General features: G+C 67.1%; 20 protein-coding genes and 1 pseudogene. 9 read left to right on the top strand and 12 right to left on the bottom strand.

Going from position 1 to position 25,455, the window contains the following annotated elements:
• Positions 1-11: 11 nt before the first annotated feature.
• From R2K23_RS01640 to R2K23_RS01650, 3 genes are read right to left on the bottom strand one after another with little or no spacing between them, the layout of a single operon-like run.
• A complete protein-coding gene (locus R2K23_RS01640; protein ID WP_316513830.1) occupies positions 12-1,277 on the bottom strand; it encodes a hypothetical protein in 1,266 nt (421 codons plus the stop codon).
• Complete coding sequence (locus tag R2K23_RS01645) at positions 1,274-2,632, bottom strand: M1 family metallopeptidase (protein ID WP_396892846.1); 1,359 nt, start codon at positions 2,630-2,632, stop codon at positions 1,274-1,276. Before R2K23_RS01645 ends, R2K23_RS01640 begins: the two co-directional genes overlap by 4 nt.
• Entirely contained in the window at positions 2,629-6,531 is a 3,903-nt protein-coding gene (locus R2K23_RS01650) for a Pls/PosA family non-ribosomal peptide synthetase (RefSeq protein ID WP_316513831.1), read from the bottom strand. The genes R2K23_RS01645 and R2K23_RS01650 overlap by 4 nt, the downstream gene beginning before the upstream one ends.
• A 234-nt stretch (positions 6,532-6,765) precedes the next feature.
• Here R2K23_RS01650 and R2K23_RS01655 point away from each other — a divergent pair, with 234 nt between their 5' ends.
• A complete protein-coding gene (locus tag R2K23_RS01655; protein ID WP_316513832.1) occupies positions 6,766-7,740 on the top strand; it encodes a TerC family protein in 975 nt (324 codons plus the stop codon).
• Positions 7,741-7,799: 59 nt separating this feature from the next.
• Positions 7,800-8,234, top strand: a complete 435-nt coding sequence (locus tag R2K23_RS01660; RefSeq protein ID WP_316513833.1) for a hypothetical protein — start codon at positions 7,800-7,802, stop codon at positions 8,232-8,234.
• A gap of 15 nt (positions 8,235-8,249) precedes the next feature.
• Here the strand turns inward: R2K23_RS01660 and R2K23_RS01665 are convergent, their stop codons facing one another.
• The 3 genes from R2K23_RS01665 to R2K23_RS01675 all read right to left on the bottom strand — a co-directional run bounded on the left by R2K23_RS01665 (position 8,250) and on the right by R2K23_RS01675 (position 11,372).
• Positions 8,250-9,356, bottom strand: a complete 1,107-nt coding sequence (locus R2K23_RS01665; RefSeq protein WP_316513834.1) for a PDR/VanB family oxidoreductase — start codon at positions 9,354-9,356, stop codon at positions 8,250-8,252.
• On the bottom strand, positions 9,353-10,252 hold the full coding sequence (locus R2K23_RS01670) for a metal-dependent hydrolase (RefSeq protein ID WP_316513835.1): 900 nt from the start codon (positions 10,250-10,252) through the stop codon (positions 9,353-9,355). Before R2K23_RS01670 ends, R2K23_RS01665 begins: the two co-directional genes overlap by 4 nt.
• 532 nt (positions 10,253-10,784) lie before the next feature.
• Positions 10,785-11,372: a TetR/AcrR family transcriptional regulator gene (locus tag R2K23_RS01675; RefSeq protein ID WP_316513836.1), complete on the bottom strand. Its 588-nt coding sequence runs from the start codon at positions 11,370-11,372 to the stop codon at positions 10,785-10,787.
• 92 nt (positions 11,373-11,464) lie between these two features.
• Here R2K23_RS01675 and R2K23_RS01680 point away from each other — a divergent pair, with 92 nt between their 5' ends.
• The 5 genes from R2K23_RS01680 to R2K23_RS01700 all read left to right on the top strand — a co-directional run bounded on the left by R2K23_RS01680 (position 11,465) and on the right by R2K23_RS01700 (position 19,173).
• The gene (locus tag R2K23_RS01680) at positions 11,465-13,417 is read left to right on the top strand and encodes a fumarylacetoacetate hydrolase family protein (RefSeq protein ID WP_316513838.1); all 1,953 of its coding nucleotides are present in this window, start codon (positions 11,465-11,467) and stop codon (positions 13,415-13,417) included.
• On the top strand, positions 13,414-14,961 hold the full coding sequence (locus R2K23_RS01685) for a class I adenylate-forming enzyme family protein (protein WP_316513839.1): 1,548 nt from the start codon (positions 13,414-13,416) through the stop codon (positions 14,959-14,961). Before R2K23_RS01680 ends, R2K23_RS01685 begins: the two co-directional genes overlap by 4 nt.
• 5 nt (positions 14,962-14,966) lie before the next feature.
• Complete coding sequence (locus R2K23_RS01690; protein WP_316513840.1) at positions 14,967-16,412, top strand: amidohydrolase family protein; 1,446 nt, start codon at positions 14,967-14,969, stop codon at positions 16,410-16,412.
• The gene (locus R2K23_RS01695) at positions 16,409-17,938 is read left to right on the top strand and encodes a fatty acyl-CoA synthetase (protein WP_316513841.1); all 1,530 of its coding nucleotides are present in this window, start codon (positions 16,409-16,411) and stop codon (positions 17,936-17,938) included. Before R2K23_RS01690 ends, R2K23_RS01695 begins: the two co-directional genes overlap by 4 nt.
• A gap of 72 nt (positions 17,939-18,010) precedes the next feature.
• Positions 18,011-19,173, top strand: a protein-coding gene (locus R2K23_RS01700; protein WP_316512199.1) for an IS3 family transposase whose coding sequence is annotated in 2 segments (ribosomal slippage) — positions 18,011-18,295 and positions 18,298-19,173 — 1,161 coding nt in all. Because the reading frame shifts where the segments join, the coding sequence is not laid out codon by codon here.
• 9 nt (positions 19,174-19,182) lie between these two features.
• Here R2K23_RS01700 and R2K23_RS01705 read toward each other — a convergent pair.
• The 4 genes and pseudogenes from R2K23_RS01705 to R2K23_RS01720 all read right to left on the bottom strand — a co-directional run bounded on the left by R2K23_RS01705 (position 19,183) and on the right by R2K23_RS01720 (position 22,615).
• The gene (locus R2K23_RS01705; protein ID WP_316513842.1) at positions 19,183-19,686 is read right to left on the bottom strand and encodes an MlaD family protein; all 504 of its coding nucleotides are present in this window, start codon (positions 19,684-19,686) and stop codon (positions 19,183-19,185) included.
• A 37-nt stretch (positions 19,687-19,723) separates the two neighbouring features.
• Complete coding sequence (locus tag R2K23_RS01710; RefSeq protein WP_316513843.1) at positions 19,724-20,971, bottom strand: MCE family protein; 1,248 nt, start codon at positions 20,969-20,971, stop codon at positions 19,724-19,726.
• A gap of 3 nt (positions 20,972-20,974) precedes the next feature.
• Positions 20,975-21,709, bottom strand: a complete 735-nt coding sequence (locus R2K23_RS01715; RefSeq protein ID WP_396892852.1) for an ABC transporter permease — start codon at positions 21,707-21,709, stop codon at positions 20,975-20,977.
• Positions 21,710-21,825: 116 nt separating this feature from the next.
• Positions 21,826-22,615: pseudogene (locus R2K23_RS01720) on the bottom strand (MlaE family ABC transporter permease).
• A 121-nt stretch (positions 22,616-22,736) separates the two neighbouring features.
• Here R2K23_RS01720 and R2K23_RS01725 point away from each other — a divergent pair.
• Together R2K23_RS01725 and R2K23_RS01730 are read left to right on the top strand one after the other, a co-directional pair.
• Complete coding sequence (locus R2K23_RS01725) at positions 22,737-23,375, top strand: nuclear transport factor 2 family protein (protein ID WP_316513844.1); 639 nt, start codon at positions 22,737-22,739, stop codon at positions 23,373-23,375.
• Between the two features lie 73 nt (positions 23,376-23,448).
• Positions 23,449-24,312: an alpha/beta hydrolase gene (locus R2K23_RS01730; RefSeq protein WP_316513845.1), complete on the top strand. Its 864-nt coding sequence runs from the start codon at positions 23,449-23,451 to the stop codon at positions 24,310-24,312.
• A gap of 195 nt (positions 24,313-24,507) precedes the next feature.
• Here R2K23_RS01730 and R2K23_RS01735 read toward each other — a convergent pair whose 3' ends face one another.
• Both R2K23_RS01735 and R2K23_RS01740 read right to left on the bottom strand, forming a co-directional pair.
• Complete coding sequence (locus R2K23_RS01735) at positions 24,508-24,867, bottom strand: hypothetical protein (protein WP_316513846.1); 360 nt, start codon at positions 24,865-24,867, stop codon at positions 24,508-24,510.
• A gap of 67 nt (positions 24,868-24,934) precedes the next feature.
• A complete protein-coding gene (locus R2K23_RS01740; protein ID WP_316513847.1) occupies positions 24,935-25,423 on the bottom strand; it encodes an inorganic diphosphatase in 489 nt (162 codons plus the stop codon).
• Positions 25,424-25,455 lie beyond the last annotated feature (32 nt).

Here is a 25,455-nt window from a genome sequence, read left to right on the forward strand (position 1 = left end):
GAGCTTCGATGCTACCGAGGGGCGCGGGGGCGCCCGGATGCCGCCAGCGCGTAGAGGTGCACGGCGATGCCCACCAGCGGGCCGCAGAGCAGGGCGATCACGGTGCGGGTCTCCAGCGTCAGCGGCAGCGTCAGCAGGGCCGCGGCAGCCACCGTCGCGCCCACCCAACCCAGCGAGTAGGCGCGGTGCAGCGCGGCGGCGACGGTGGCGGCGCCGGTGACGGTGAGCACCGCGATGGCCGCCGCGCCGGCGGTCAACCACGCCAACAGTGCACCGGTGGTGACGTAGTCCGCGCCGAAGCCGATCCGCAGCAGCCACGGCCCGGTGGCGGCGGCCAGCACCACCCCGACGGCCCCGACCGCCGTGACCACCGCAATCGGTGTCAGCAGCGCCCGCAGTCGATGCTCGCGGCGGTCGACGAAATAGGCGATCAGGTTGCCCTGCATGGCCGTCAGCGGCACCAACAACGGCGCCCGGGTCAGCGTGACCGCCAGGATCACCACGCCGCCGGCCGCGCCGAGGTCGCTGGTGGTGGCCTGCAGCAGCACCGGGAAGCCCATCACCAGGATGGCGCTGGCGCCGGCCGCGGCGATCGCGTGCGAGGCACCGCGCAGAAAGCTGCGGGTGTCCTGGTGTGCCACCAGGGCCGCGGTCGCGCGCGCCGTCGGCGAGGCCGCCAGCAGCACCAGCCAGGCCATCGCGCCGGCCACGGTGGCCCACAGGAACCCGACCAGGCCCCAGCCCACCAGCACCGTCGCGGCCGCGATCACCACGCGGGTCACCGCGTCGGTCACCATCAGCGCGCCGTACTGCGACCAGTGGCCGGCCCCGGCCAGCATTCCCAGCAGGGTCGCGTGCAGGCAGAACCCCGCCAACCCGAGGGCCAGTAAAGCCACCGAGAGCCAACGGTATTCGACGAAGACCCGGGTGGACCACAGCGCGGCGGTGGCCGCGATCGCCGCGGCCGACACCACACCCACCACGGCCGCCACCCGCAGCGGGCGGGTGATTGCACCGCGCTGCGGCAGCCCGGTGCGGGCCAGCCGGATCTCGCGGGTGCTCTGCTGCAACAAACCGTTGGCCGCCCCGGTGACCAGCCCGAATGCCCCCCAGAACACGGCGAACACCGAGAACCCGGCCGGGTCCAGGTCGCTGGCCGCCAGGTACAGGACCGCGTACCCGCACACCGCGGTCACGGCGGTCGCGGCGCCCACCCGGGCCACCCCGCTGCGGGCGATGGGTCCGGCGGGGCCGGTGGGCACCGCGGCGTCGGTCACAACTCCGGCACCGCGGTCGAGTACAGCCAGGCGTCCCACAGGGGGCGTAGCGAGACATCCGAATAGTGGGCGGCCAAGCCGGTGAAATCGTCGGTGACCACTGTGGCGTGCCGGTACCGGTCAGCCCAATCACGTAGCAGCGCAAAGAAGTTCTCGTCACCGATCACGCCGCGCAGTGCGTGCAGCGTCAGGGCGCCGCGCTTGTAGACCCGGTCGTCGAACATGTCCTTGGGTCCCGGGTCGGCCAGCAGCAGATCCTGCGGGGAATCGGCCAGCTTGGCGTGATAATGCTCGGCCCACTCCTGGGTGCTGCGCCCGCCGCCGTGCGGTGACCACAGCCATTCGGCGTAACAGGCGAACCCCTCGTGCAGCCAGATGTCGCGCCAGCGCCGCACCGTCACGCTGTTGCCGAACCACTGGTGGGCCAGCTCATGGGCGACCAGTCGCTCCGAACGCCCGGACCCGTCGCAATGGTTGGCCCCGAAGATCGAGATGCCCTGCGCTTCCAGCGGTATCTCCAGATCGTCGTCGGTGACCACCACGGTGTAGCCGCCGGCCAGCGGGTACGGGCCGAACAGCTGCTCGAACAGCTTCATCATCTCCGGCTGCTTGGCGAAGTCGGCGTCGAAGTCGGATTTCAACGACTCCGGCAGGATCGCCCGCATGGGCACCGGGGACTTCGCGAGCTGATGGCCGGTGTACTCGCCGATCTGCAGGGTCACCAGATACGACGACGTCGGCTCGGGCAGTTCGTAGGTCCAGGTGGTCATCCCGGCGCGCACCCGTCGGGAGAGCAACTCGCCGTTGGCAACCGCGTGGTAGGGGCTGTCGGTGCTGATCTGGATCCGGTAGCTCGCCTTGGAGCTGGGGTGGTCGTCGCAGGGGTACCAGGACATCGCGCCGTTGGGCTGGCCGGCCACCAGCGCACCGTTGGTGAGCTCCTCGAAACCCACTTCGCCCCAGAGGGTTCGGATCGGGCGCGGATTTCCGGCGTAGCGGACCACGATGTTCAGCGCGGCCCCGGCGGCCACGGAGGACGCCAGGGCGATGTTGAGCTTGCCGCGCGCGCGGGTGAACGACTGCGGGCGCCGGCCGTTCACGGTGACCTTCGAGACGGCCAGCGCATCGGAGAGATCGAGCGAAAAGGACTGCAGCGCAGCGAGGGTGGCCGCGGTGATGGTCGCGGTCCCGGTCAGCCTGTTGGCCGCCACCTTGTACTCGAGGTCGAGTTCGTACCGCGAGACCCGGTAGCCGAAGTTGCCGGTGCCGGGCACATAAGGGTCGATCACCGGCGGTTTGGCCGGGGCCTTCTTACGGACGCCGCCGCCCCCGTCGCCGTTGCGGGGCTTCCTCACGAGCGCCGGCCCTTCTTGCGTGCAACTCCCCACGGCGCAATCGGATTACCCTGCCACCGAGTCGACGGCGGAACCTCGTCGCCGCGCATGACCAGCGACGCGGGGCCCACGGTGGCACCCGCGCCCACCCGGGCCGCGGGCAACGCGACACAGTGGGTGCCCAGCGTGGCGCCGTCCTCCAGGACCACGGTGTCCATCCGCATGATCCGGTCGTGGAACAGGTGGGTCTGCACCACACAACCGCGGTTGACCGTGCTGCCGCGCTCCAGGGTCACCAGATCCGCCTCGGGCAGCCAGTAGGTTTCGCACCACACGCCGCGGCCGATGTCCGCGCCCAGCCCACGCAGCCAGATGTTCATCACCGGAGTGCCGCTGGCGGCGCGGGCGAACCACGGCGCGGCGACGGTCTCGACAAAGGTGTCGGACACCTCGTTGCGCCACACGAACGACGACCACAGCGGATACTCGACCGCGCGGATGCGGCCCACCACAACCCATTTCGCGATCACGGAGATGGTGCCGGCCGCGGCCCCGGCAACCAGCAACACCACGCCGCCGGCCAGCGCCGCCCCGCCCCAGCCGAACCGCAGCGCCAGCTCCTGCAACGCGCCGAGGACCGCCACACCGATCGCGAACGTGACCATCACCGGAATCAGGCGGCAGGTCTCGACGACGCCGCGCATGATCCTCAGCCCCATGCTCGGCTCGAAGGTGCGCAGCGTGTCGGACTCGTCGGGCCGTCGGCGCAACCGGATGGGCGGGCTGCCCAGCCACGACGAGCCGCGCTTGGCCTTGTGGGGTGTCGCCGACAGGACCGCCACCAGCCCGTCGTCGGGAACCCGGCGGCCGGGCTGGGTGATTCCGGAGTTGCCGAGGAACGCGCGCTTGCCGACCTTCGCCGGGGCCACGTGGATCCAGCCGCCGCCGAGTTCGTAGCTGGCCACCATGGTGTCGTCGGCCAGGAAGGCGCCGTCGGCGACCTCGGTGAACTTCGGGGTGAGCAGGACCGTCGAGATCTCGGTGTTCTTGCCGATCCTGGCACCCAGCAGGCGCAGCCACCCCGGCGTCAGCAGGCTCGCATACACCGGGAACAGGTAGGTGCGGGCGCCGTCCATCAGCCGTTCCGTGGCCCATAACTGCCAGCCGATCCGGCTGCGCACCGGGTGATAGCCCTCGCGCAGACCGACCGCCAGGATCCGCACCAGCGCCACGGTCAGGGCCGCGTAGATCAGCAGCGCGACCAGGGTGGCCACCGGAACCCAGAGCAGCGCGGGCAGCACCGCGTCGGCCACCGTCGCCGTATCCCGCACCGCATACCCGATCACGGCCAGCCCGCCGGCCAGCGCGGCCAGCGGCAGCGCCCCCAACACCAGCGAGGTCAGGCCGTAGACCAGCACCCACAGCGGGGCCCGCGGCGGCCGGTGGTCCGGCCACGGGTGGCGGACCCGGCCGGACTTCACCGCCGGCGAACCCTTCCAGAACTGCTTGTTCTTGACCTTGCCGATCACCCCGGAGCCCGCGGCCACGTCGGCGTTCTTGCCGACCACCGCGCCGGGCAACAGCGTGGTGCGCGCGCCCACGGTGGCGTCGTTGCCGATCGTGATGGGGCCCACATGGAAGACATCGCCGTCGATCCAGTGGCCGGACAGGTCGACCTCCGGTTCGATGGAGCTGCGATGCCCCAGCGTCAACATGCCCGTCACCGGCGGCGCGGAGTGCAGATCCACGCCCTTGCCGACCTTGTTGCCCAGCGCGCGGGCGTAGTAGACCAGCCACGGCGCCCCGGCCAGGTTCTCCGCGCCGCTGGCCTCCGAGAGGCGTTCGGCCAGCCACACCCGCAGGTGCTCGGGCCCGCCGCGGCGGTAGCTACCCGGCTGCAGGTTCGACAACAGCGCCTGGGCGCCCACCACCGCGATGCCCATCCGGCCCAGCGGCGTGACGAACACCAGGAACGCCGCGAGGACCCACCACCAGTTCAGCGGCACCAGCCACGGCGGCGGCTGCGGCAACACCGCGGCCGCCACGTTGTTCGCCAGGGCCAGCCACGTCACCCACTGCGCGGCGGCCAGCGTGGCCAGCGGCAGCGACAACAGCACCTGGGCGAACTGGGTGCCCACCGATGTCGGCGCGACGCGGCGGGGCTCGACCTGTACCGGCGGGTCCAGCTCGTCGAGGTAGCCGGCCAGCGAACCCAGCCGCGGATGGTCGTAGAGCTGCGCGACGGTCAGCTGCGGATAGCGCTCGCGCAGCGCGACCACCAGCTGGGCCGCGGCCAACGACCCACCGCCCAGGGCGAAGAAGTCGGCCTCGGGGCCGTCGATCGGCGCGCCCAGCACGTCGCGCCACAGGCCGGCCAGCCAGCCCATGGTGCCCGCCAGCTCGGCGTCCTCGGGCGCACCGATGTCCGGGGGTGGCCACGGCAGCGCGTCGCGGTCGACCTTGCCGGAGGTGCGGGTGGGCAGCTCGTCGACCAGGACCAGCCGCGGCACCAGCGCGGCCGGCAGCGTCGCGGCCAGCGCGGCGCGGGCCGCCTTGAGGTCGAAGTCGGCATCCGCGCTGGCGACATAACCCACCAGCAGCGGGGTGCCGCCCGCGGTCTTGCGGACCGCGGCGGCGCCCCCGGACACCCCGGGCAGGTTGACCAGCGCGGTGTCGACCTCGCCGAGCTCGATCCGCCGGCCGCCCACCTTCACCTGATCGTCGGCGCGGCCCTGGAAGTACAGCCCGTCGGGTTCCAAGCGGACCAGGTCGCCGCTGCGGTAGGCGCGCTTCCAGGCTCCGGCGGGCTCCAGGTGGGGCATGGGCGCGTACTTCTCGGCGTCCTTCTCCGGGTCGAGGTACCGGGCTAGGCCCACGCCGCCGATCACCAGTTCCCCGGTCTCGCCGTAGCCGACCTGGCGGCCGTCCTTGTCGACGACGGCCAGGTCCCAGCCGGGCAGCGGCAAGCCGATGCTGACCGGGCCCGTGCCGTCGAGCTCGGCCAGGCAGGCCACCACGGTGGCCTCGGTGGGGCCGTAGGTGTTCCACACCTCGCGGCCCTCGACCGCCAGGCGTTCGACGAGTTCCGGGGGGCAGGCCTCGCCGCCGAAGATCAACAACCGGACCTGCTCGAGGGCCTCGGCGGGCCACAGCGCCGCCAGTGTCGGGACCGTGGAGACCACCGAGATGTCCCGGGACACCAGCCATGGGCCCAGGTCCATGCCGCTGCGCACCAGCGAGCGGGGCGCGGGCACCAGGCAGGCGCCGTGCCGCCACGCCAGCCACATCTCCTCGCAGGACGCGTCAAAGGCCACCGACAACCCGGCCAACACCCGGTCACCGGGCCCGATCGGGTTGTCCCGCAGGAACATCTGCGCCTCGGCGTCGACGAACGCCGCCGCGTTGCGGTGGGTGACGGCGACGCCCTTGGGGGTGCCGGTCGAACCCGAGGTGAAGATGATCCAGGCGTCGTCGCGGCCCAGCGGCGCCCCCGCGCGCCAGCCGCGCGACGATCCCGGTCCGCGGACCAGCCGGGCCTCGGTGATGACGGCGACCACCTGCGCCTCGTTGAAGACGAGGTCGGCGCGCTCGTCGGGATCGTCGGCGTCGACGGGCACGTAGGCGGCCCCGGTCGCCAACGTCGACAGGATCGCGACGTAGAGCGCGTAGCTGCCCGACGGCATCCGGATGCCGATGCGGTCGCCTCGGCCGATGCCGCGCGCCGCGAGCCAGGCGACGCTGTCCTCGATGTCGGCGATTAGCTCGCTGTAGGTCAGCTGGACCGTGCCGTCGTCGATGGCCGCGGCGTCCGGATGACGCGCCGCGGTGTCGTAGAGAATGTCGATCAGGGTGCGCGGAGCGGGTGCTTGCTCCGACAGCAGGTACTGAGCGGGAATCTCGTGGTTCGGTTCCGCTGCCACAGGTCGAAGATACTAAGCCGCCAACATGTCTGCGGGACGGCGGCTACCGGGCGATTCGGGGTCGGCGTCGCGCCTCTGACCGTTAACTGACAGACTGTCCGGCAGAGGGGAGTACTCCTTCGCCGCGGAGTCGTCATCACGTCGACCGTCATCGGACGACCGGCGCCGTGGGCCGCTGTGACGACCTGAGCGGCGGAAGAGACCTCTGGTGCTTTGACGACCGGAGGAATTGCATTGAACGTCACGCAGACCGAATGGATCATCACCCTCGCGGTGACGATCGCGATCCTGCTCTTCGACGTCATCTACATCGCGCGCAAGCCGCACGAACCCACCATGCGGGAATGCGGCATCGCGTTGTCGTTCTACGTGGGACTGGCCGTCGCCTTCGGCGTCTGGACCTGGAACTTCCACGGCCAGCAGTACGGGCTGGAGTTCTTCGCGGGCTGGCTCACCGAGTACAGCCTGTCGGTGGACAACCTGTTCATCTTCATCATCATCATGGCCAGCTTCAAGGTGCCGAAGAAGTTCCAGCAGCAGGCGCTGATGGTCGGCATCATCCTGGCGTTGATCTTCCGCGGCATCTTCATCGCGCTCGGCGCCGTGGCCATCGAGCGGTTCTCCTGGATCTTCTACGCGTTCGGCGCGTTCCTGGTGTACACCGCGGTCAAGTTGGTCCGCGACACCGACCACGACGACGACGGCGAGAACCGCATCGTCGGGTTTGCTCGCAGTCACCTGAACTTCACCGACAAGTGGGACGGGCTCAAACTCTGGCTCAAGGACGGCGCCGGCAAGCGGTTGATGACCCCGATGTTCCTCGTGATCATCGCGCTGGGCACCACCGACCTGATGTTCGCGTTGGATTCCATCCCGGCCATCTACGGCCTGACCCGCGAGCCCTACATCGTGTTCACCGCCAACGTGTTCGCCCTGATGGGGCTGCGGCAGCTGTACTTCCTGCTCGGCGACATGCTCAACCGGCTGGTGTACCTGTCTCAGGGGTTGGCGTTCATCCTGTTCTTCATCGGCGTGAAGCTGTTCCTGCACGCGCTGCACGAGAACGAGCTGCCGTTCATCAACGGCGGCGAGAACGTGGCGGTCCCGGAGATTCCCACGCTGTGGAGCCTGGGCGTGATCATCCTGACGCTGTTCATCACGATGATCGCCAGCCTGATCAAGACCAGGATGATGGCGCGGGAGCGCTGATTGGATTCCCGCTGAGCGCAACCGGCGACAGGGCGGGCCGGGCTTCCTAGCGTGAGGTCATGTCTAACCTGCGAGTCTTCATCGACGCGGCCGACGGCGACGCCGGCGACTGGACGGAACTGACCGACGGCGCCGACCCCGCGGTGCGGCTGGCCGCCCGCGACCTGCAGCATGCGCAGCGCGCCGGCGACCGGTTGCGCGCCGACACCGGCGCGGCGGTGGTGCTGGACCTGACCGTGCTCGTCGCCGAGGACCGCAGGGCGGCGCGGCGGCTGTTGGCGGCGGCGCAGCCGGCGGGGGACGCCGTGCACTACGTCGGCACGGTCGAGGGCCTCGCCGGGTTGGTCGACGACATCTACACCCTCGGGGTGGCCGACGGGGTCACCTTGATCCCCGCGTCCGGGCAGCAGGACGTCCGGGCGGTGGGGGAGCAGACGCTGCGGCGGCTGCGGTCTCGCGGACACACCGGCGGTCCGGTGCGCGCCCTGGTCTGAGGACCGGCCGCCGGCCTACAGATCCAGCGTCAGCGGCGTCCCCGCGGCCGACCGCGACACGCAGGTCAGCATCTGATCGGCGCGTTCGGGCTCGGTGAGCAGGGTGTCGCGGTGGTCGACCTCCCCGGCGAGCACCCGGGTGCGGCAGGTGCCGCAGAAACCTTGCTGACACGAGTACGGCGCGGGGACCCCGGCCCGGGTGAGCGCGTGCAGCAGGGTCTCGTCGGCGCCCACCTGCACCGTCTTTCCGCTGGCGGCCAGCGTGGCCTGGAACGGCTCACCGTCGACGACGGGGGCGGCGCCGAACCGCTCGTAGTGCAACTCGACCTTGTCGCGGTCGGCCAGTGCCGACCGGACGGTCCCCAGCATGGGCGCGGGCCCGCAGGTGTAGACGGCGGTGCCGTCCGGGCAGTCCCCGAGCAGCGCGCCGGCGGTGGGCAGCCCGTGGACGTCGTCGGTTCGGATCTCGACCCGGTCCCCGTACCGGGCGATCTCGTCGAGGAACGGCAGGCTGTCGCGGCTGCGGCCGACGTAGGCCATCGACCAGTTGACGCCCAGCTGGTCGGCGATGGTGAGCATCGACAGGATCGGCGTGATGCCGATGCCGCCGGCGATGAAGCGAAAGCGCTGCGCCGGCGAGCCGTAGCCGGGCACGGCCAGCGGGAACGCGTTGCGCGGGCCGAGGGTTTCGACGGTGGCGCCCACCGGCAGTCGATCGTGGATCTCGACCGACCCGCCGCCGCCCCCGGGGATGCGACGCACCGCGATCCGGTAGTGGTCGCGCACCGCGGGGTCGCCGCACAGCGAGTACTGCCGGATCCGGCCGCTGGGCAGGTGCACGTCGATGTGGGCCCCGGCGTGCCAGACCGGCAACGGCTGGCCCGCGGCGGCGACCAACCGCAGTTCGATGACGTCCTGGTCGTGCGCGACGACGGTCCGTTCGGCCACCCGCAGCGTCAGCGACTGTGCGGCGCGGCGCGAAACCCGTTCGCGGGCAACGGCTCCGGTCACGGCCCATAGGCCGTTGATGGCCAGGTCCGCGAACCGGATCGCGGGGTCGTGCCGGAAGCGGCCCGACAGGCTCGGCGGGGTCTGCTTCAGGCGTTGGACAAGGCGCGTCACTGCAGCGCCGCCCGCGCGGCCGGGGACGCCGCCAGATAAGCCACCGCTTGCGCCGTCGAGCCCATGTACTCCGGGGAGTACCGCGGGCTGAAGTAGGCCAGGGTCTGCGTCCCGAACAGGTTGCGGAACCGCGGCAGCAGGCCCAGCTTGGAGTCCCGCATCCGCATCCGGTTGAACTGCCACCAGTTGACGTCGAGCGTCCGGTCCTTCTTGAAGAAGTACCAGGTGCCGCGCTGGAAGAACCCGAACATCATCGGCACCACCACCGCCATGGCCCGGATCCGCGCCAGGTAGCTGTCGTGGAAGTAGACCGCCACGTCGTGGGCCACCGAGCGGTGCTCGACCTCCTCGCTGCCGTGCCACCGGAACAGGTCGGCGAAGGTCGGGTCGGCGTCGTGGTCGTCCCACGCATTGTTGAGGGTGAAATCGCCCAACACCGCTGTGTAGTGCTCGATGGCCGCGATCAGCCACAGCCGTTCGCGCAGGTGGGCGAGCCGGCGGCGCTCGTCGGTCGAGCGGCTGGGCGCCAGCACCTTCTCGAAGATGTGCTCCACCAGGTCGAGGATCGGCGCGGGCTGCAGGCCGTGATCCTCCAGATACGTGTGCAGGACCCGGTCGTGCACCTCGGCGTGCATGGCCTCCTGGCCGATGAATCCGCGCATGTCGGCGGCCAGCTGCGGGTCATCGACCAGCGGCAGGGCCTCGTTGAAGGCCTGGACGAACCAGCGCTCGGCGGTGGGCAGGATGACGTTGAGCAGGCTGGCCATGTGCGAGGCCGCGGGGTGGCCCGGAATCCAGTGCGGGCCCACGCCGTCGACGTCGAAATGCACGTTGCGGGCGTGAATCTGGACGGGGCCGGGATCGACTTCGCGTGCTGATCGATGAGGGCGCAACATTTCTCAACACCTTTCTCGCTCGATTCCGCACTGTAGTCCCAATCCGATACTTGCGGTACCGGGTAGTGGCCGGAGGTATGTGGGGTTGGTGCCGGATGCGTGGTCTGCGATTTGTCGGTGCGGTGGCGATGGGGCCATCGGAGTGTCGGGTCTGGGCCGCTGGGGCAAAAAATTTTGAGTCGCTGGTGTTTCGATTGTCACGAACGCGGTCACGGCACAGTTGCGCGATCCCGTCGATGCAGTCCGCGCCGTCGGCGACTGCAACGCGAGAACGGCGAACACCGCACCGCGTGTGTGCACCCACGGCCTTGCTGCGAGTCGGCTAAAGCAGCTGTGACCTGCTCCGATAACCTGGTTCGGTCAGCGAGGTCAGGCAGCAGGCCATCCCGGTATGCGGCACCACATCCTGACCATCGGCGGATCCTTTCACCCGTGGCGCCGCCGAGATTGCATTCACGGAGCGGAAGTGCGAGACCCGCGCCGCGTGGCTTCAGTCTCGGCGAGCCGTACCGGCGCCGGGCCGGGTATCGGATCAGGTCGCGTCGCGGCCGCTGATACTCATCGCCTTGAGTGCCACGAAACAGCGGTCCAGGTCGACGCTCTCTGGAGCGACCCGCCATTGCTGGTGTAGTCCGATGATGGCGCCGACGACGACGGCAACGAAGTCGGCCCGGCTTGTCCCGGTCGGAATGTCGGACTCGGCAACCCAGCCAGCGACCCATTTGCGGATGGTGTCGTGCAGTTGAGCGTAGAACGCGTGCACCGGCGAACCTGGCTCCACCGCCTCGGCGACCAGTGTGATTAGCAGCCGCATCGTGGGTTGCCGCACTTGATCCCGCACTCGATCGAGGCCGTCGGCGAGATCGTGCGCCGCAGAGTCGAGATCGGCCATGTTGACGGTCAGCTCTTCGATGACTGCCTGCAACAACCCGTCCTTGTTGCCGAAATGCCACGGGATGGAACCACGGCTGATCCCGGACCGGTTGGCGATGTCGGCGAACGTGGTTTGACGGAATCCGCGCTCGGCGAACAGCTCGGTAGCCGCCCGGATCAGCAATTGCCGACTCTCCCGGCTGGTCTGAGCCCTTCTGGTCGCCATCGGCGCCTCCTTTCCGGCCATGTCGCGAAACTATACCGGTCGGCCAAGTCTTTACATGCCCCGCATCATCTCCTATGTTGATCAGCATAGGAATCTGACTGGAAGAGGTGTCAATGCGCTGGGCAACAGTTCGAACCGATGGCCACAACGGCGACCGCGTCGGGGTGGTGTCGAACGATGTCATCCACGCACTTGAGCCCGGTGTGGCTCTCATCGACCTGGTGGCCCGCGGCGCCGACGAGTTACGGGCCGTTGGCGAACAAGCATTGCAGGCGCCGGCGTCGGTGGTGCCGCTGGCCGATGCACAATTGCTGCCACCGATTCCGCGCCCCCCGGCCATCCGCGACTGCCTGTGCTTCCTGGACCACATGCGAAACTGTCAGCAGGCGCTGGGAGGTGGCCGGGTACTCAAGGATGCCTGGTACCGCATCCCGGCGTTCTACTTCGCGAACCCGACGGCCGTCTTCGGGCCATACGACGAGGTGCCGACCGCCCCCGGAAGTGCCTGGCAAGACTTCGAACTCGAGATTGCCGCGGTCATCGGCACCGGCGGTGCCGACCTGTCGGTGCCGGACGCCCAACGGGCCATCATCGGCTACACCATCTTCAACGATTGGTCGGCCCGTGACTTACAGAGTCTGGAGAATCAGCTCGGCATCGGACAGGCCAAAGGTAAGGACAGTGGGATCACCCTGGGGCCCTACCTGGTCACCGCCGATGAACTCGAGCCCCACCTGATCGACGGCCGGCTGCGGTTGGCGGCCACCGCCCTGGTCAACGGTGAAGTCGTCGGTTCAGGCAGCACCGCCGGTATGGACTGGACCTTCGCCGAGGTCATCTCGTACGCCTCGCGCGGCGTAACCCTGCATCCCGGCGAGATCTTCGGGTCCGGCACCATACCGACCTGCACCCTGCTCGAACACCTCGACATGACTGATCTGGCCAACTTCCGCGGTTGGCTCAACGACGGCGACGAGGTCACCCTGCAGGTTCAAGGGCTCGGCGAAACCCGCCAGATCGTGCGACACCGCCCCGCTCCGCCCGCGCTGCCCACGCGACCCAACCCCGACGCCACCCCGGAAGCGCCGCGGGTCAACCCCGCCCCGGCGCGCATCCCGTACACCCGCGGGCTGCACGAAGTGGGTGATCGGGTGTGGGCGTGGACCCTGCCCGACGGCGGCTACGGGTTGAGCAACGCCGGACTCGTCTCCGGCGACGGCGCCTCGCTGCTGGTGGACACGCTCTTCGACTTGCCACTGACCACCGAAATGCTCACCGCGATGCGGCCGTTCACCGATCGCGCCCCGATCACCGACGCGGTGATCACCCACTGCAACGGCGATCACACGCACGGCAACCAGCTGCTGGATCCGGCAGTGCGGATCATCGCCGCGGCGGAGACCGTACGCGAGATCAACCACGACATGGCTCCCGGCATGCTGGCATTGGCACAGGCCGGTGACCTGGGCCCGATGCTCGCACCGTATGCGCGAGATCGGTTCGCCCCGTTCGACTTCAGCGGCATCAAACTGCGCAACGCCGATCACACCTTCGACGACAAACTGACCGTCGAGGTGGGCGGGCGGTCGGTGACACTGCTCAACCTCGGCCCGGCCCACACCGCCGCCGACGTCGTCGCGCACGTACCGGACACCGGAGTGCTGTTCGCCGGCGATCTGCTGTTCATCGGCTGCACCCCGATCGTGTGGGGCGGACCGATCGCCAACTGGATCGCGGCCTGCGACACCATGATCGGCCTGGACGCACACACCGTGGTCCCCGGGCACGGACCGATCACCGATGCGGACGGCATCCGGGCGGTGCGGGAGTATTTCGTCTACGTCACCGAACAGGCCGACGACGCGCACCGCCGCGGCCTGTCTTTCACCGAGGCCGCCGACTCGATCGATCTCGGCCCGTACGCGACGTGGCTGGACTCCGAACGCATCGTCGTCAACATCTATCAGCGCTACCGCGAACTGGAGCCGAGCACACCGCAACACGGCGTGATCGCGCTGCTGGGCCTGATGGCCGAATGGCACGCCAAGCATGGGCCTCGGAAATGAGGCCGGCGGTATCCGGCGCCCAGACGGTGGCCTCGATGCTGTCGCACTGGTCAACGGTCACCCCAGAAGCACCTTTCCTGGTGTTCGACGACGAGGACGTGCTGACTCTGACCTACCGCGACGGCTGGGAACTGGCCGCCCGGGGATCCGCGGTACTAGCCAGCCTGGGCGTCGGCCACGGTGACCGGTTCGCCGTCGTGCTGGGCAATTGCGTGGAGTTCTTCGCCTGCTGGTTCGGCGCGGCCCGCCTCGGCGCCGTCATGGTGCCGGTCAACCCGAACAGCACCGCCGACGAACTGACCTATTTCTTCGAGCACGCATCCTGCCGGGCGGTGATCTGCAGCTCCCGACAGCAGGACGCAGTACGTGCCGCCTGGCCGGCCGAACCAGCATTGATAGTGTTGTGCGGCAAAGATTTCAATGACCGTTCCAGTGCGCCACCACCGGCCCCGGACGTGACGGTCAGCCCGCTGGATCCACTGGCAGTGCTCTACACGTCCGGCACCACCAGCCGACCCAAGGGGGTGCTCGTCACCCACGCGAACTATCTGGCCGCCGGGCACACCATCGCCGGGCAACTGCGCATCCGCCCCGACGACCGGTGGTTGATCGTGCTGCCGATGTTTCACGCCAACGCGCAGTACTACTGCGTGATGTCGGCGTTGGTAACCGGGGCTTCGGTCGCGGTGGCCGCGCGCTTCTCGGCGTCCCACTGGATCCAGCAGGCCCGACGGTGCCACGCCACCCTGGCGAGCCTGTTCGCCGCGCCGGCGCGAATGATCCTGGCACAGCCCGAATCCGCCACCGACCGGGACAACGCACTGCGGGTGACCATCTTCGGCCAGAACCTCACCCCGGATCAGCTGCGCCGGTTCGAGGACCGCTTCGGCTGCCCGCTGCTGCAGCTCTACGGGATGACCGAGACGATCGCCCCGCCGCTGATGAACCCGCTGTACGGGCCGCGCGACAACATGACAGTGGGGCTGCCCACCGAATCAGGACGGGTCCGCATCGTCGATGACCCGCTCGATCGGACCGCCGGTGACCTGGCACCCGGGCAGACCGGTGAGCTACTGATCGGCGGCGAACCCGGCATCACCCTGATGGCCGGATACCTCGACGATCCGGACACCACCGCCGCGGCATACGTCGACGGCTGGCTGCGGACCGGTGATGTGGTCACCCGGCGCCACGACGAATTCATCGCCTTCCACGATCGCGCCAAGGACATGATCAAACGCTCCGGCGAGAACGTCGCCGCCGCCGAGGTCGAGCGGGTCGTCAACGAACACCCCGCGGTCTTCGAGTCTGCGGTGATCGGCGTCCCGGACCCGGTGCGCGACGAGGCGATCAAAGCTGTCGTCGTGCGCACCGAAAACGGCAGCGGGCTCACCGAATCCGCACTGATCACCTTCTGCGCCGACCGGCTGGCCCGCGGCAAGGTCCCCGACCACGTGGAATTCACCGAGAACCTCCCCCGCACCTCAGTCGGCAAGATCCGCAAAAACCTTTTACGCCAACCAATCTCGAAGGAAGAGGACTGACAACGATGTCCACCAACCGCACCGTCATCACCGGCGGCCGGGTACTGGTCGGCGATCCGCTGACCGCCCGGGTCCAGCACGTCGATCTGCTCGTCGAAGACGGCCGCATCACCGCGATCGAACCGGACCTGGCCACGGTGGACGCCGAGGTCATCGACGCCGCCGGCTGCTGGGTGATCCCGGGTTTCGTCGACACGCACCGGCACCTCTGGCAGACCACCATGCGCGGCGTTACCGCGAACTGGAACCTCAAAGACTACTTCTGGTGCATCCGCAACCATTTCGCCGGTCTGCACGATCCCGACGACGTCTACGCCGGCCAGTACGCCGGCGGGCTGGACGCGTTGGTGAACGGGGTCACCACCACCATCGACCACTGCCACATCACCAACTCCCCCGACCATTCCGACGCCGCCGTACACGGCATCAAGGACAGCGGTGTGCGCGCGCTGTGGTGCTACGGATTCTATGCATCGCCGCAGTCCGACCCGGTGTTCACCACTCCGCAACACCGCCTCGACGACGCCCGACGGGTACGCGCGAGCTTCTTTCCCGGCGACGATGGCCTGGTCCGGATGGGCGTTGCGCTCACCGAACTCGGCATCCAGCCGATCGCCGAGACACACCGCGAAATCGAGGCTGCAACCGATTTGGCCGTCCCGGTGACCATGCACACCAACTGTGTGTGGGGCCGCCCGGCCATCAACGACATCGAGATCTACCAGCGCGAAGGACTGTTACAGGAAGGCCAGATCCATTCGCATGCCACCCGATGCACCGAAGCCGACCTGCAGGCACTGCGGGACGCCGGCTGTTCGGTGTCGTCCACTCCGGACACCGAACTTCAGATGGGTCAGGGCCGTCCGGTGTTCCGCCGTGCGCTGGCGGCCGGGTTGACCGCCGGCATGGGCGTCGACATCGTGTCCAACAACAGCGGTGACATGTTCACCACCATGCGGATCCTGATGCAACACGACCGCGGCGATGCCCTGCAGGGCGTGCTCGAAGAATCCGGTCTGGCCGCCGTCACCGGGCCACTGCCGGTCACCACCCGTCAGGTCTTGCGCGCCGCCACCCTGGCTGGGGCCACCGCGCTCGGCCTGGAATCGGTCTGCGGCTCCATCGAGGTCGGCAAGGCCGCCGATCTGGTGCTGCTACGGCACGACCGACTGCACATGCGACCGATCGTCGACGACGTCGACGCCATTGTCATCCAGGCAACCACCCGCGACATCGACCGGGTCCTGGTCGACGGCCGCACCGTCGTCGAAAACGGTTCACTGCCCAGGGATGTCGAGCGGCGCGGCGTCGAGTTGATCGACGCCGCCAATGCCCGCCTCAACGAGCGGGTGGAGCCGCTGGGTGGCTGGAAGCTGCAGCTGCCGCCGGGTCTGTTCGATGAGCTCGGCGCGATGTTCCACGCCAACGTGGCCGAGGCCGCGGCGCAGTGACCGGTGCCGGCACCAGGTCCGCTCGCGGCGACACCGTCGACGGGGTACTGCGGCGCACCGCGCACCGCTTCCCGAACCGCACGGCCGTGGTGTTCGCCGGACGGACGTACACCTACCGCGAGCTCGATGACACAGTCAGCCGCGCTTCCGGCTGGCTCCGGTCGTCAGGTCTGCGGCCCGGCGACCGCGTCGCGGCGTACGGCACCAACTCCGACGCGTATCTGGTTGGCTACCTCGCCGCGGCACGCGCCGGACTGGTGCACGTGCCGGTGAACTATGCGCTGCGCGGTGACGAGTTGTCCTACATCCTGGCCGATTCCGGGGCTCGGACGGTGCTGGTCGATCCGGCGCTGGCCGACAACATCGCCGATGTGCGCGCCGACATCCCCGCCGAAGAGGTCCACGCCCTTCGCGACACTGCGGACGCGCTGCTCACCGTCGCCGGCGGGGGGCCGGTTCCCGAGTGTACGCCTGAGACCGGCGGCGGCGACCTGGTGCAGCTGCTGTACACATCGGGTACCACGTCGCGGCCCAAGGGCGCGATGATGACCCACAGTGCGCTGGTCCACGCATATGTTTCGGCCGTCGTCGACCTGGATCTGGCCGCCGAGGATGCACCCCTGATCTGCATGCCGCTGTACCACTCGGCGGCCATGCACGTGTTTCTGCTGCCGTACCTGACCATCGGAGCAACAGTTCAGCTGCTGGCGAGCCCCGATGTGCCGGAGATCCTGCGGATGATCGAATCGGCACGCATCGGATCGCTGTTTCTGGCGCCGACCGTGTGGGGTCCGTTGGCCCACCACCCCGACCTGGAGCAGCACGATCTGTCTTCGCTGCGCAAAGCGCAGTACGGCGCCTCCGTCATGCCCGAAGCAGTTCTGGACCGGCTGCGCACGCGGTATCCGGACATCGGTTTCTACAACGGCTTCGGTCAGTCCGAGATCGGACCGCTGGCGTGTGCGCTGGGCCCCGAGGAGCACGATCATCGACCAGGATCGTGCGGTAAACCCGTGCTGTTCGTCGAGACCCGAGTGGTCGACGTCAACGGGGATGATGTCGCGGACGGTGAGCCCGGCGAAATCTGTTACCGCTCACCACAGTTGTGCATCGGATACTGGAACAACGACCAGGCCACCGCCGAAGCGTTTCGGGACGGCTGGTTCCATTCCGGCGACCTGGTGACCGTGGACAGCGACGGCTATATCACGGTGGTCGACCGGATCAAGGACGTCATCAACACCGGCGGCATCCTGGTGGCGTCCCGGGAGGTCGAGGACGCGCTGTACCGCCATGAAGCGGTCGCGGAGGCCGCAGTGATCGGCACACCCGACGAACGGTGGATCGAAGCGATCACCGCCTTCGTGGTGCGCAAGAACGGCTATCAGGTAGTCGAAGCTGATCTGATCGAGCACGTCAAACACATACTCGCGCCGTTCAAAGTGCCCAAGGTCGTGCGGTTCATCGACGAGCTGCCACGTAACCAGAGCGGCAAGGTTCTCAAACGCACGTTACGCCAACGTTAGGAGGGTCTGCTGCACGAGTAGGTGACATCTGAGTCGGCTTGCCCTGGGTGGGCAGGCTGGGAGGATGTCCCCATGGCAAGGCCCTATCCCCGTGAGTTCCGCGACGACGTCGTGCGCGTGGCCCGCAATCGCGATGACGGGGTGACGATCGAGCAGATCGCCACCGATTTCGGGGTGCACCCGATGACGCTGCAGAAATGGCTCCGTCAGGCCGACATTGACGAGGGCGCCAAGCCCGGCAAGACCACCGGCGAGTCCGGTGAGCTGCGTGAGGCCCGGCGGCGGATCAAGCTGCTCGAGCAGGAAAACGAGGTCCTGCGCCGTGCCGCGGCGTATCTGTCGCAGGCCAACCTGCCGGGAAAAGGATCTACCCGCTCGTGAAAGAGCTCGCCGCCGACGGGATCCCCGTCGCGGTGACGTGCCGGGTCCTCAAGCTCGCTCGCCAACCGTATTACCGCTGGCTGGCCTCCCCTGTCACCGACGCCGAACGCGTCGAGGCCTACCGCGTCAACGCCCTTTTCGACGCGCACCGCGATGATCCGGAGTTCGGATATCGCTACCTGGTCGAGGAGGCCCGCGACGCTGGCGAGCCGATGGCCGAGCGCACCGCCTGGCGCATCTGCTCCCAGAACCAACTGTGGAGCGTGTTCGGCAAAAACCGCGGCAAGAACGGCAAGCCCGGCCCACCGGTCCACGACGATCTCGTCGAACGCGACTTCACCGCCGACGCGCCGAATCAGTTGTGGCTCAGCGATATCACCGAGCACCGTACCGGTGAGGGCAAGCTTTACCTGTGCGCCATCAAAGATGTGTACTCCAACAGGATCGTCGGCTACTCCATTGACTCCCGAATGAAGTCCCGACTGGCCACCCGTGCACTGCACAGCGCGGTGGCCCGACGCGGAGATGTCGCGGGATGCATCCTACATTCGGATCGAGGATCTCAGTTTCGCTCAAGGCGATTCGTGCACGCACTGCACCATCACGAGATGGTCGGCTCGATGGGCCGTGTCGGCGCGGCCGGCGACAACGCTGCCATGGAGAGCTTCTTTTCCCTGCTGCAGAAGAACGTGCTCGACCGCCGCCGCTGGGACACCCGCGAGCAACTCCGAATCGCGATCGTCACCTGGATCGAACGCACCTACCACCGACGCCGCCGACAAGCCGGCCTCGGCCGGTTGACCCCGGTGGAATTCGAAGCCATCATGACCACACCGGCCAGTCAGGCCGCGTGACCGAAACTGTCACCTACTCGTGCAGCAGACCCATTGGCCACTCAAGGTATTGACCTGCTCGGGGTCCATTGCCCGGAACAGCGGTCGGAAGCCACCGATCAATGCGTCCAAGTCCAGCGCCGGTTCGGTGCGGTCGGCCGGGATCACCGCTCCGGGGCTGAGCCCGGCGGAGGCGGCACTGCCGCTGTCGAGCAATTCGATGAAACGTCCACCGATGATGTTGTCCCACCGGATGAGCACCCGGGTGTCTTCGGTCAGCACCACCGAATCTTCAGCGGAGAATTCCACCGTGGCGAGATTGTCGGGGCGCACCGTGACGTTCTTGACCTTGCCGACCTCTACGCCGGCAACGCGGACGAAGTCGCCCTTCTGCACGCCCGAGGCATTGGTGAACTCGGCCTGGTAGCTCGACGCGGGTTGAAAGCGCAATTCCGCAAACACCATGAGGAGCGCGAAGGTGCCCAAGGCGCCCACAATCGTGAACACGGTCAGTCGCCACAGGGCACCGGTCAACACGCCTGTCACAGCAGAACTCTCCTCTCGGCGGCGGTCACGGTGCCGGCTCCGGTGGCGGCGGCTGGGACTGCCCGCGGATGCTCGGCGCTTCGGGTACCGCGCGGGTCACCGGGAAGAAGTTGGCCCACCACGGATCTCCCACTCCGGGGTTGGTCCTGATGTCATTGCCGGTACCCCATCCGGTGTTGGTGACGAGTTGGCGCACCGGGAAGTTCTTGCTGGCGTCCGGCAGGGAACCGCATCCGGGCCGGCCGCCTGGACCACCCTTGGCGGCCACGATCTGGAGGTGATCGGGGTACCGGTATGGGTCGTCGCCCCAGTTGAACCCGGAATCGAGGACCGCCGACCGGCCGTTGCCGCCCAGTGCGTCGTTGCCGCCATTGTCCAGAAACCATTGGGCGCCCATCAGCAGGCAGGTGTAGATCGGGTTGTAGGTGCGCAGCAGGCCGGTGGTGGGCTCGAGAAGGTTGATCGCTTCGATCAGGTTGTCCCGATTCGGGCCGAGGAGGTCGATGCCGGCTCGCGACATACCAATGCTGCTGATCAGCAGTGCGTCCAGGTCGGTGCTGTGCTCGGTGATGGTTTCGGCGGTCGTACTGAGCGCGTCCAACGTCAACAGGATGTCGTGGCCGGCCGCGTCGTAGGCGTCGCTGAATCGACCTATCGCAAGCCAGTTCTCGCGCACCGTGGGCATGCGGGGGTTGACCGTCGTGAGTACCTCGTTGGCTGCGGTAGTTGCTTCGCCGATGCGATCTCCTTGCCCACGTACACCCTCGGCCAATGCAGTCAGTACTGCATTGAGCTTCGGCGGATCGATCTGACCGAGCACGTTGACCAGGCTTTGGTAGACCGTGTTGATTTCTGTGGTGGTATTGGCTGCCCTTACCACCGCACCCGCAGAGATCGCTTCGGAGCTCGGGTCGTCGGGGTATAGCAATTCAACATACTTGGCTCCGAACAGGGTGGTGGCCCGGAGCTCGGCAGTCACGTTCTCCGGGATATGTCTGGACAGTTGTGGGCTCAACTCCAGCTGAAGGGTCGTCGCCGCATCATGCCGGTCGAATGTGGCGACGCGGCCCACCTCGATACCGCGCATCTTGACCTTCGCTCCCGATTCCATGACCAGACCGGTCCGGTCAGCCGTCAGCGTTATCGGGACGTAGGACTGGAAGGTGCCAGCGAAAAATGCCGAGCAGATCATGACGAAGCTAATGCTTCCAACAGCGAAAAGCACTGTCCACCAGGCGGGTAAGATACGAAAGATCCAGGAGTTTCGTTCCATCAGTCACCCTGAGAAATGGAAATCGCCGGACTGGCCGTAGAGAGCCAGGGACACGAACATCGTAATGACCGCAGCCGCCACCAACGAGGTGCGAACGGCGCGGCCTACCGCCTCCCCCACGCCAGCGGGCCCACCGCTGGCGGTGAACCCGTAGTACGTGTGCACCAGCATGATGGCGATCCCGATGATGACCGCCTGCAAGAACGACCAGATCAGGTCGGTTTCATTGAGGAAGGTGTTGAAGTAGTGGTCGTAGACGCCGCTGGACTGACCGTAGATCACGGTGGTACCTGATCGCGCGGCGAAGAACGACATCAGGACAGCGACACAGTAGAGCGGGACCACAACCACCACGCCCGCGATCACCCGGCTCGATGCCAGGTATGCGATCGATCGGATTCCCATGACCTCCAACGCGTCGATCTCTTCGTTGATCCGCATCGCGCCCAGTTGCGCGGTGGCGCCCGCGCCGATAGTCGCCGCCAGGCCGATGCCCGCGGTCAACGGGGAAACGAGCCGGACGTTGAAATACGCTGAGGTGAAACCGGTCAACGCCTCCACGCCAATCTCAGCGAATTGGTTGTAGCCCTGCACCGCAACGAGTGCCCCGGTGGTCAACGTGAGAAACCCGACGATCGCAACGGTTCCCCCGATGACCGCCAGCGCACCTGTCCCCAGCCCCATGATCGCGATCAGCCGTACAATCTCGGCCTTGTAGTGCACCAATGCGTCACCCACGGACCGCACTGTGGCAGCGAAGAACTGCGACTGTTTTCCGACCGCATTCCAGCTTGTCGTCACCCGATCCAGGCTTCGCCCGACTCGACTGAGGTACCTGCCGGACAAGACGTTGTTCAACTGATGGCCCCTGCGGTCTGAACGGTGACCGCGGTGGTCACCACGTTGATCGCGAATAGGGCGACGAACGAGTACACCACCGTCTCGTTGACGGCATTCCCAACTCCGGCCGGCCCGCCACCTGCTGAAATCCCTTTGTAACAGGCAATCAAACCCGCCGCCAAGCCGAACAACGCCGCTTTGACGACCGAGACAACGACGTCAGGCAGACCGGTGATCAATGTCAGCCCGGCGACAAACGCTCCGGGAGTGACGTTCTGGACGAAGACCGCGAAGAAGAAGCTTCCGAGCAGCCCGACGATGATGACCACCGATGAGAGCACGACTGCGACCAGGGTGGCGGCCAGGACGCGCGGCACGACCAGCGCCTGAATCGGATTGATGCCCATCACGCAGCGCGTCCAACTCCTCGCGGATGGTGCGTGCGCCCAGGTCGGCACACATTGCCGTCGCACCAGCACCGGCCACCACCAACACCGTCACGATCGGTCCGATCTGGGTGACAGTGCCCTTGGCTGCGCCGGTACCGGAAAAATCGGCCGCCCCGAACTCCGCGAACAAAATATTGAAGGTGAACACGAGCAACACGCTGAACGGGATGGACAGCAAAACTGTCGGCAGCAGCGACACCCTGGCCACAAACCACGCCTGAATCACAAACTCGCGCCAGGCAAATGGCTGCGCCGGAATCGCCACCAACGTGTCCAACGCCATTGCGAAGAAGCCGCCGAGCTCACGGACCGGCCTGGCCGGCATGCCGACAGCTGTCACCCGGATCCCTGCCATGCAGGCACCTCCCTACTTGTATGTTCGGCAACATACAATCAGTGGACTAGCATGTAAAGAGTTGCTTGGCAGTCTCGGCTCGGGGTGGTTCGGCGGCAACTGAACAGGGAAGGATCATGTGATGAATGAGATCGACGCGTTGACCCAGCGGATCGAGGCGCTCGAAGAACGTCTGCGCGGGTACGACGATCGGCGGGCAATCTGCGATGTCCTTTATCGGTATGCGCGCAGCGTCGATCGCTGCGACCTCGATCTGCTGAAATCGTGCTACTGGCCCGACGGGACCGACGTGCACTGGTTCTACAACGGGAATGCGCACGCGTTCGCCGACTACGTGGTGCCGTTGCTTGCCGAGATCGCCAGTTCCCAGCACTCGATCACCAATCCGATCATCGAACCGCACGGCGAACGAGCGTTCGTCGAATGTCAGTGGTACGTCGTGCATCACATCCCGTTGCAGGAGGGCGACACCGAACGGTTCATCGATCAGCAACTCGAGGGCCGATACATCGACGTATTCGAGAATCGTCGGGGCGAGTGGCGGATTCTCCACCGGCAGGTTGTCCTTGAAGCCGGCCGGGAATTCGTTACCACACCACCGCTACCCTTACCGGAGGATCACCCGGGCCTGGGTCAACGCGCCCCGCACGACATCCTTTCACAGGGGTTGGCCATCCTGGACATGCCGATCGATCCCGTCAACGGTGCTGACCTGTGGGGCGATACGCGGGCGCGCCACAGCCACGTTTCGGACCAATGAACTGCGGCCGCGTGGACGAGGGCGCGTCTCCGATGATGAATCCGAAGACCACTGCCTCGGCGGCCCGGTGCCGATGAGCATCGAACTGAGGGTCACCACCACATTGATGCGCTTGGCGCTCAAACGGCGACTCAACGCGAACTACTGCCCCATCGATGGTCGCCGACGTCTCACCTCCCACCGATTGACCCGTCCACCGGTTGATTTCGGTGACAGTGTTCTGGAGCCTCGCGGTGACACAGGCGCTGCGCACACCATCGTGTATGTGCCGGGCGGAGGGTTCATGTTGGGTGCCGACGACCGCCACCGCCGCTTTGTCGATGTGTTGTGCCGGCGCACCGGCTCCCGCGGCTGGATCCTGCACTATCCACTCGCGCCGGAAAACCCGTACCCCGCTGCCCGCGACGACACCGTGCACGCCCTACGTCAAGTCCTGAGCGCACCCGACACCGGTGCTGTCACGCTGGTCGCCGACTCCGCAGGGGCTGCACTGGCTCTGTCCGCCACCTTGGCACTTGACACGCCCCGTGGGTTCGACAGCTTAGTGTTATTGTCCCCGTTGACCGACCTCGCGACCACCGGCCTTTCCTATGTGTACAACCGTTACCGCGATCCGCTGTGCGGTCCAGAGGCGGTCATTCACAAAGTCCACCACTACCTTCGGGGCGCGAACCCCACTGATCCGATTGCCTCACCCCTTTGGGGGGATCTCCACGGACTTCCGCCACTCCAGATCTTCGTCGGCAGTACCGAAATCATGCTCGATGATTCGGTCCGATTGGCCGAGAAAGCCCGCGCGGCTGGCTGCGATGTCGAACTGCGGGTGGTCGCCAAGGCCCCACACACCTTTCCTCTGCTCGTTCCCTGGTGCGCTGAGTCGCGTCGAGCGGTCGACGCGATGACCGCCTTCATCACCGAAAAAGGGAACCACCGCTGACACGAAAATTTTGTGACCACAGAGGCTGAGTGGTTCGGTGCCGGATTATGCGGATTCGGTGAGTGGTTCCAGGATGACGCGGTATCCCAGTGTTGGAGTTGGTTGATTGCGCGGGCCTTGGTGCGGGCCCACTGGCGTGCTGTGTAGTGGTTGGCGCCGGGGCCAGATCAACTGGACCACTACGACGGGCTCACTTCACTCGCACGAACAGCGCGAGATGAGCGCGGGGCCTCGGTGATCAACCCGATCGCGCATCTGTGGGCCTAGACCTGGGATGGCCTGCACGCGGTCGATGATCGGTTCCAGGTCCTTGACCAATACCCCGTGGTGGTCGATACGGAAACGACCGCGCAACGCGTCGACCGGGCGCGGGATCTTCGAACGGATCCGTCCTTTGGCCAGTTCAGCGAACAGCACCGGGTCGGATTCCCACGGCCAGCATGGCCCCGAGCATCGCCCGCGTGGCTTCGACAACACCGTCGAAGCCAACGACGTCACCTTGACGCCGCAATTCAGCGTTCTCCTTGCGTAACCGTTCCAGCTCGGCACGCTCATCAGGATCAAGCACAGTGTCAATATCCCCGGCCCCAGCTCCGCAGCCAGACCGTCTGAGGAGTGTGCATCAGTGCCCGGAGGCTTTGAACCGTTCGAACGAGCGCTGCACCTCGGCCTCGGCCTCTGCCCGCCCGACCCAGTCGGCGGCCTTGACGAACTTGTTGGGTTCCAGGTCCTTGTAATGCACGAAGAAGTGCTTGATGGCCTCGAGTTCGAAGCTCGGCACGTCGGCGATGTCCTGGACATGGTCCCAGCGGACGTCGCCGGCCGGCACACACAGCACCTTGTCGTCGCCGCCGGCCTCGTCGACCATCTTGAACATGCCTACCGGGCGGGCCTCGACGATCACGCCGGGGAACACCGACTGCGGCAGCAGCACCATGGCATCCAGCGGGTCGCCGTCCTCGCCCAGGCTGTCCTCGATGAATCCGTAGTCGGCCGGGTAAGCCATCGGGGTGTAGAGGTAGCGGTCAAGCCGGATCCGACCGGAGTCGTGGTCGACCTCGTACTTGTTGCGCTGCCCCTTGGGGATCTCGATGGTTACGTCAAACTCCACCGGCAGGACTCCTTCGCATGGCTGACCGTCGC

Origin of the sequence: Mycolicibacterium sp. MU0050 (assembly GCF_963378085.1) — a bacterium.
Lineage (GTDB): Bacteria > Actinomycetota > Actinomycetes > Mycobacteriales > Mycobacteriaceae > Mycobacterium > Mycobacterium wendilense.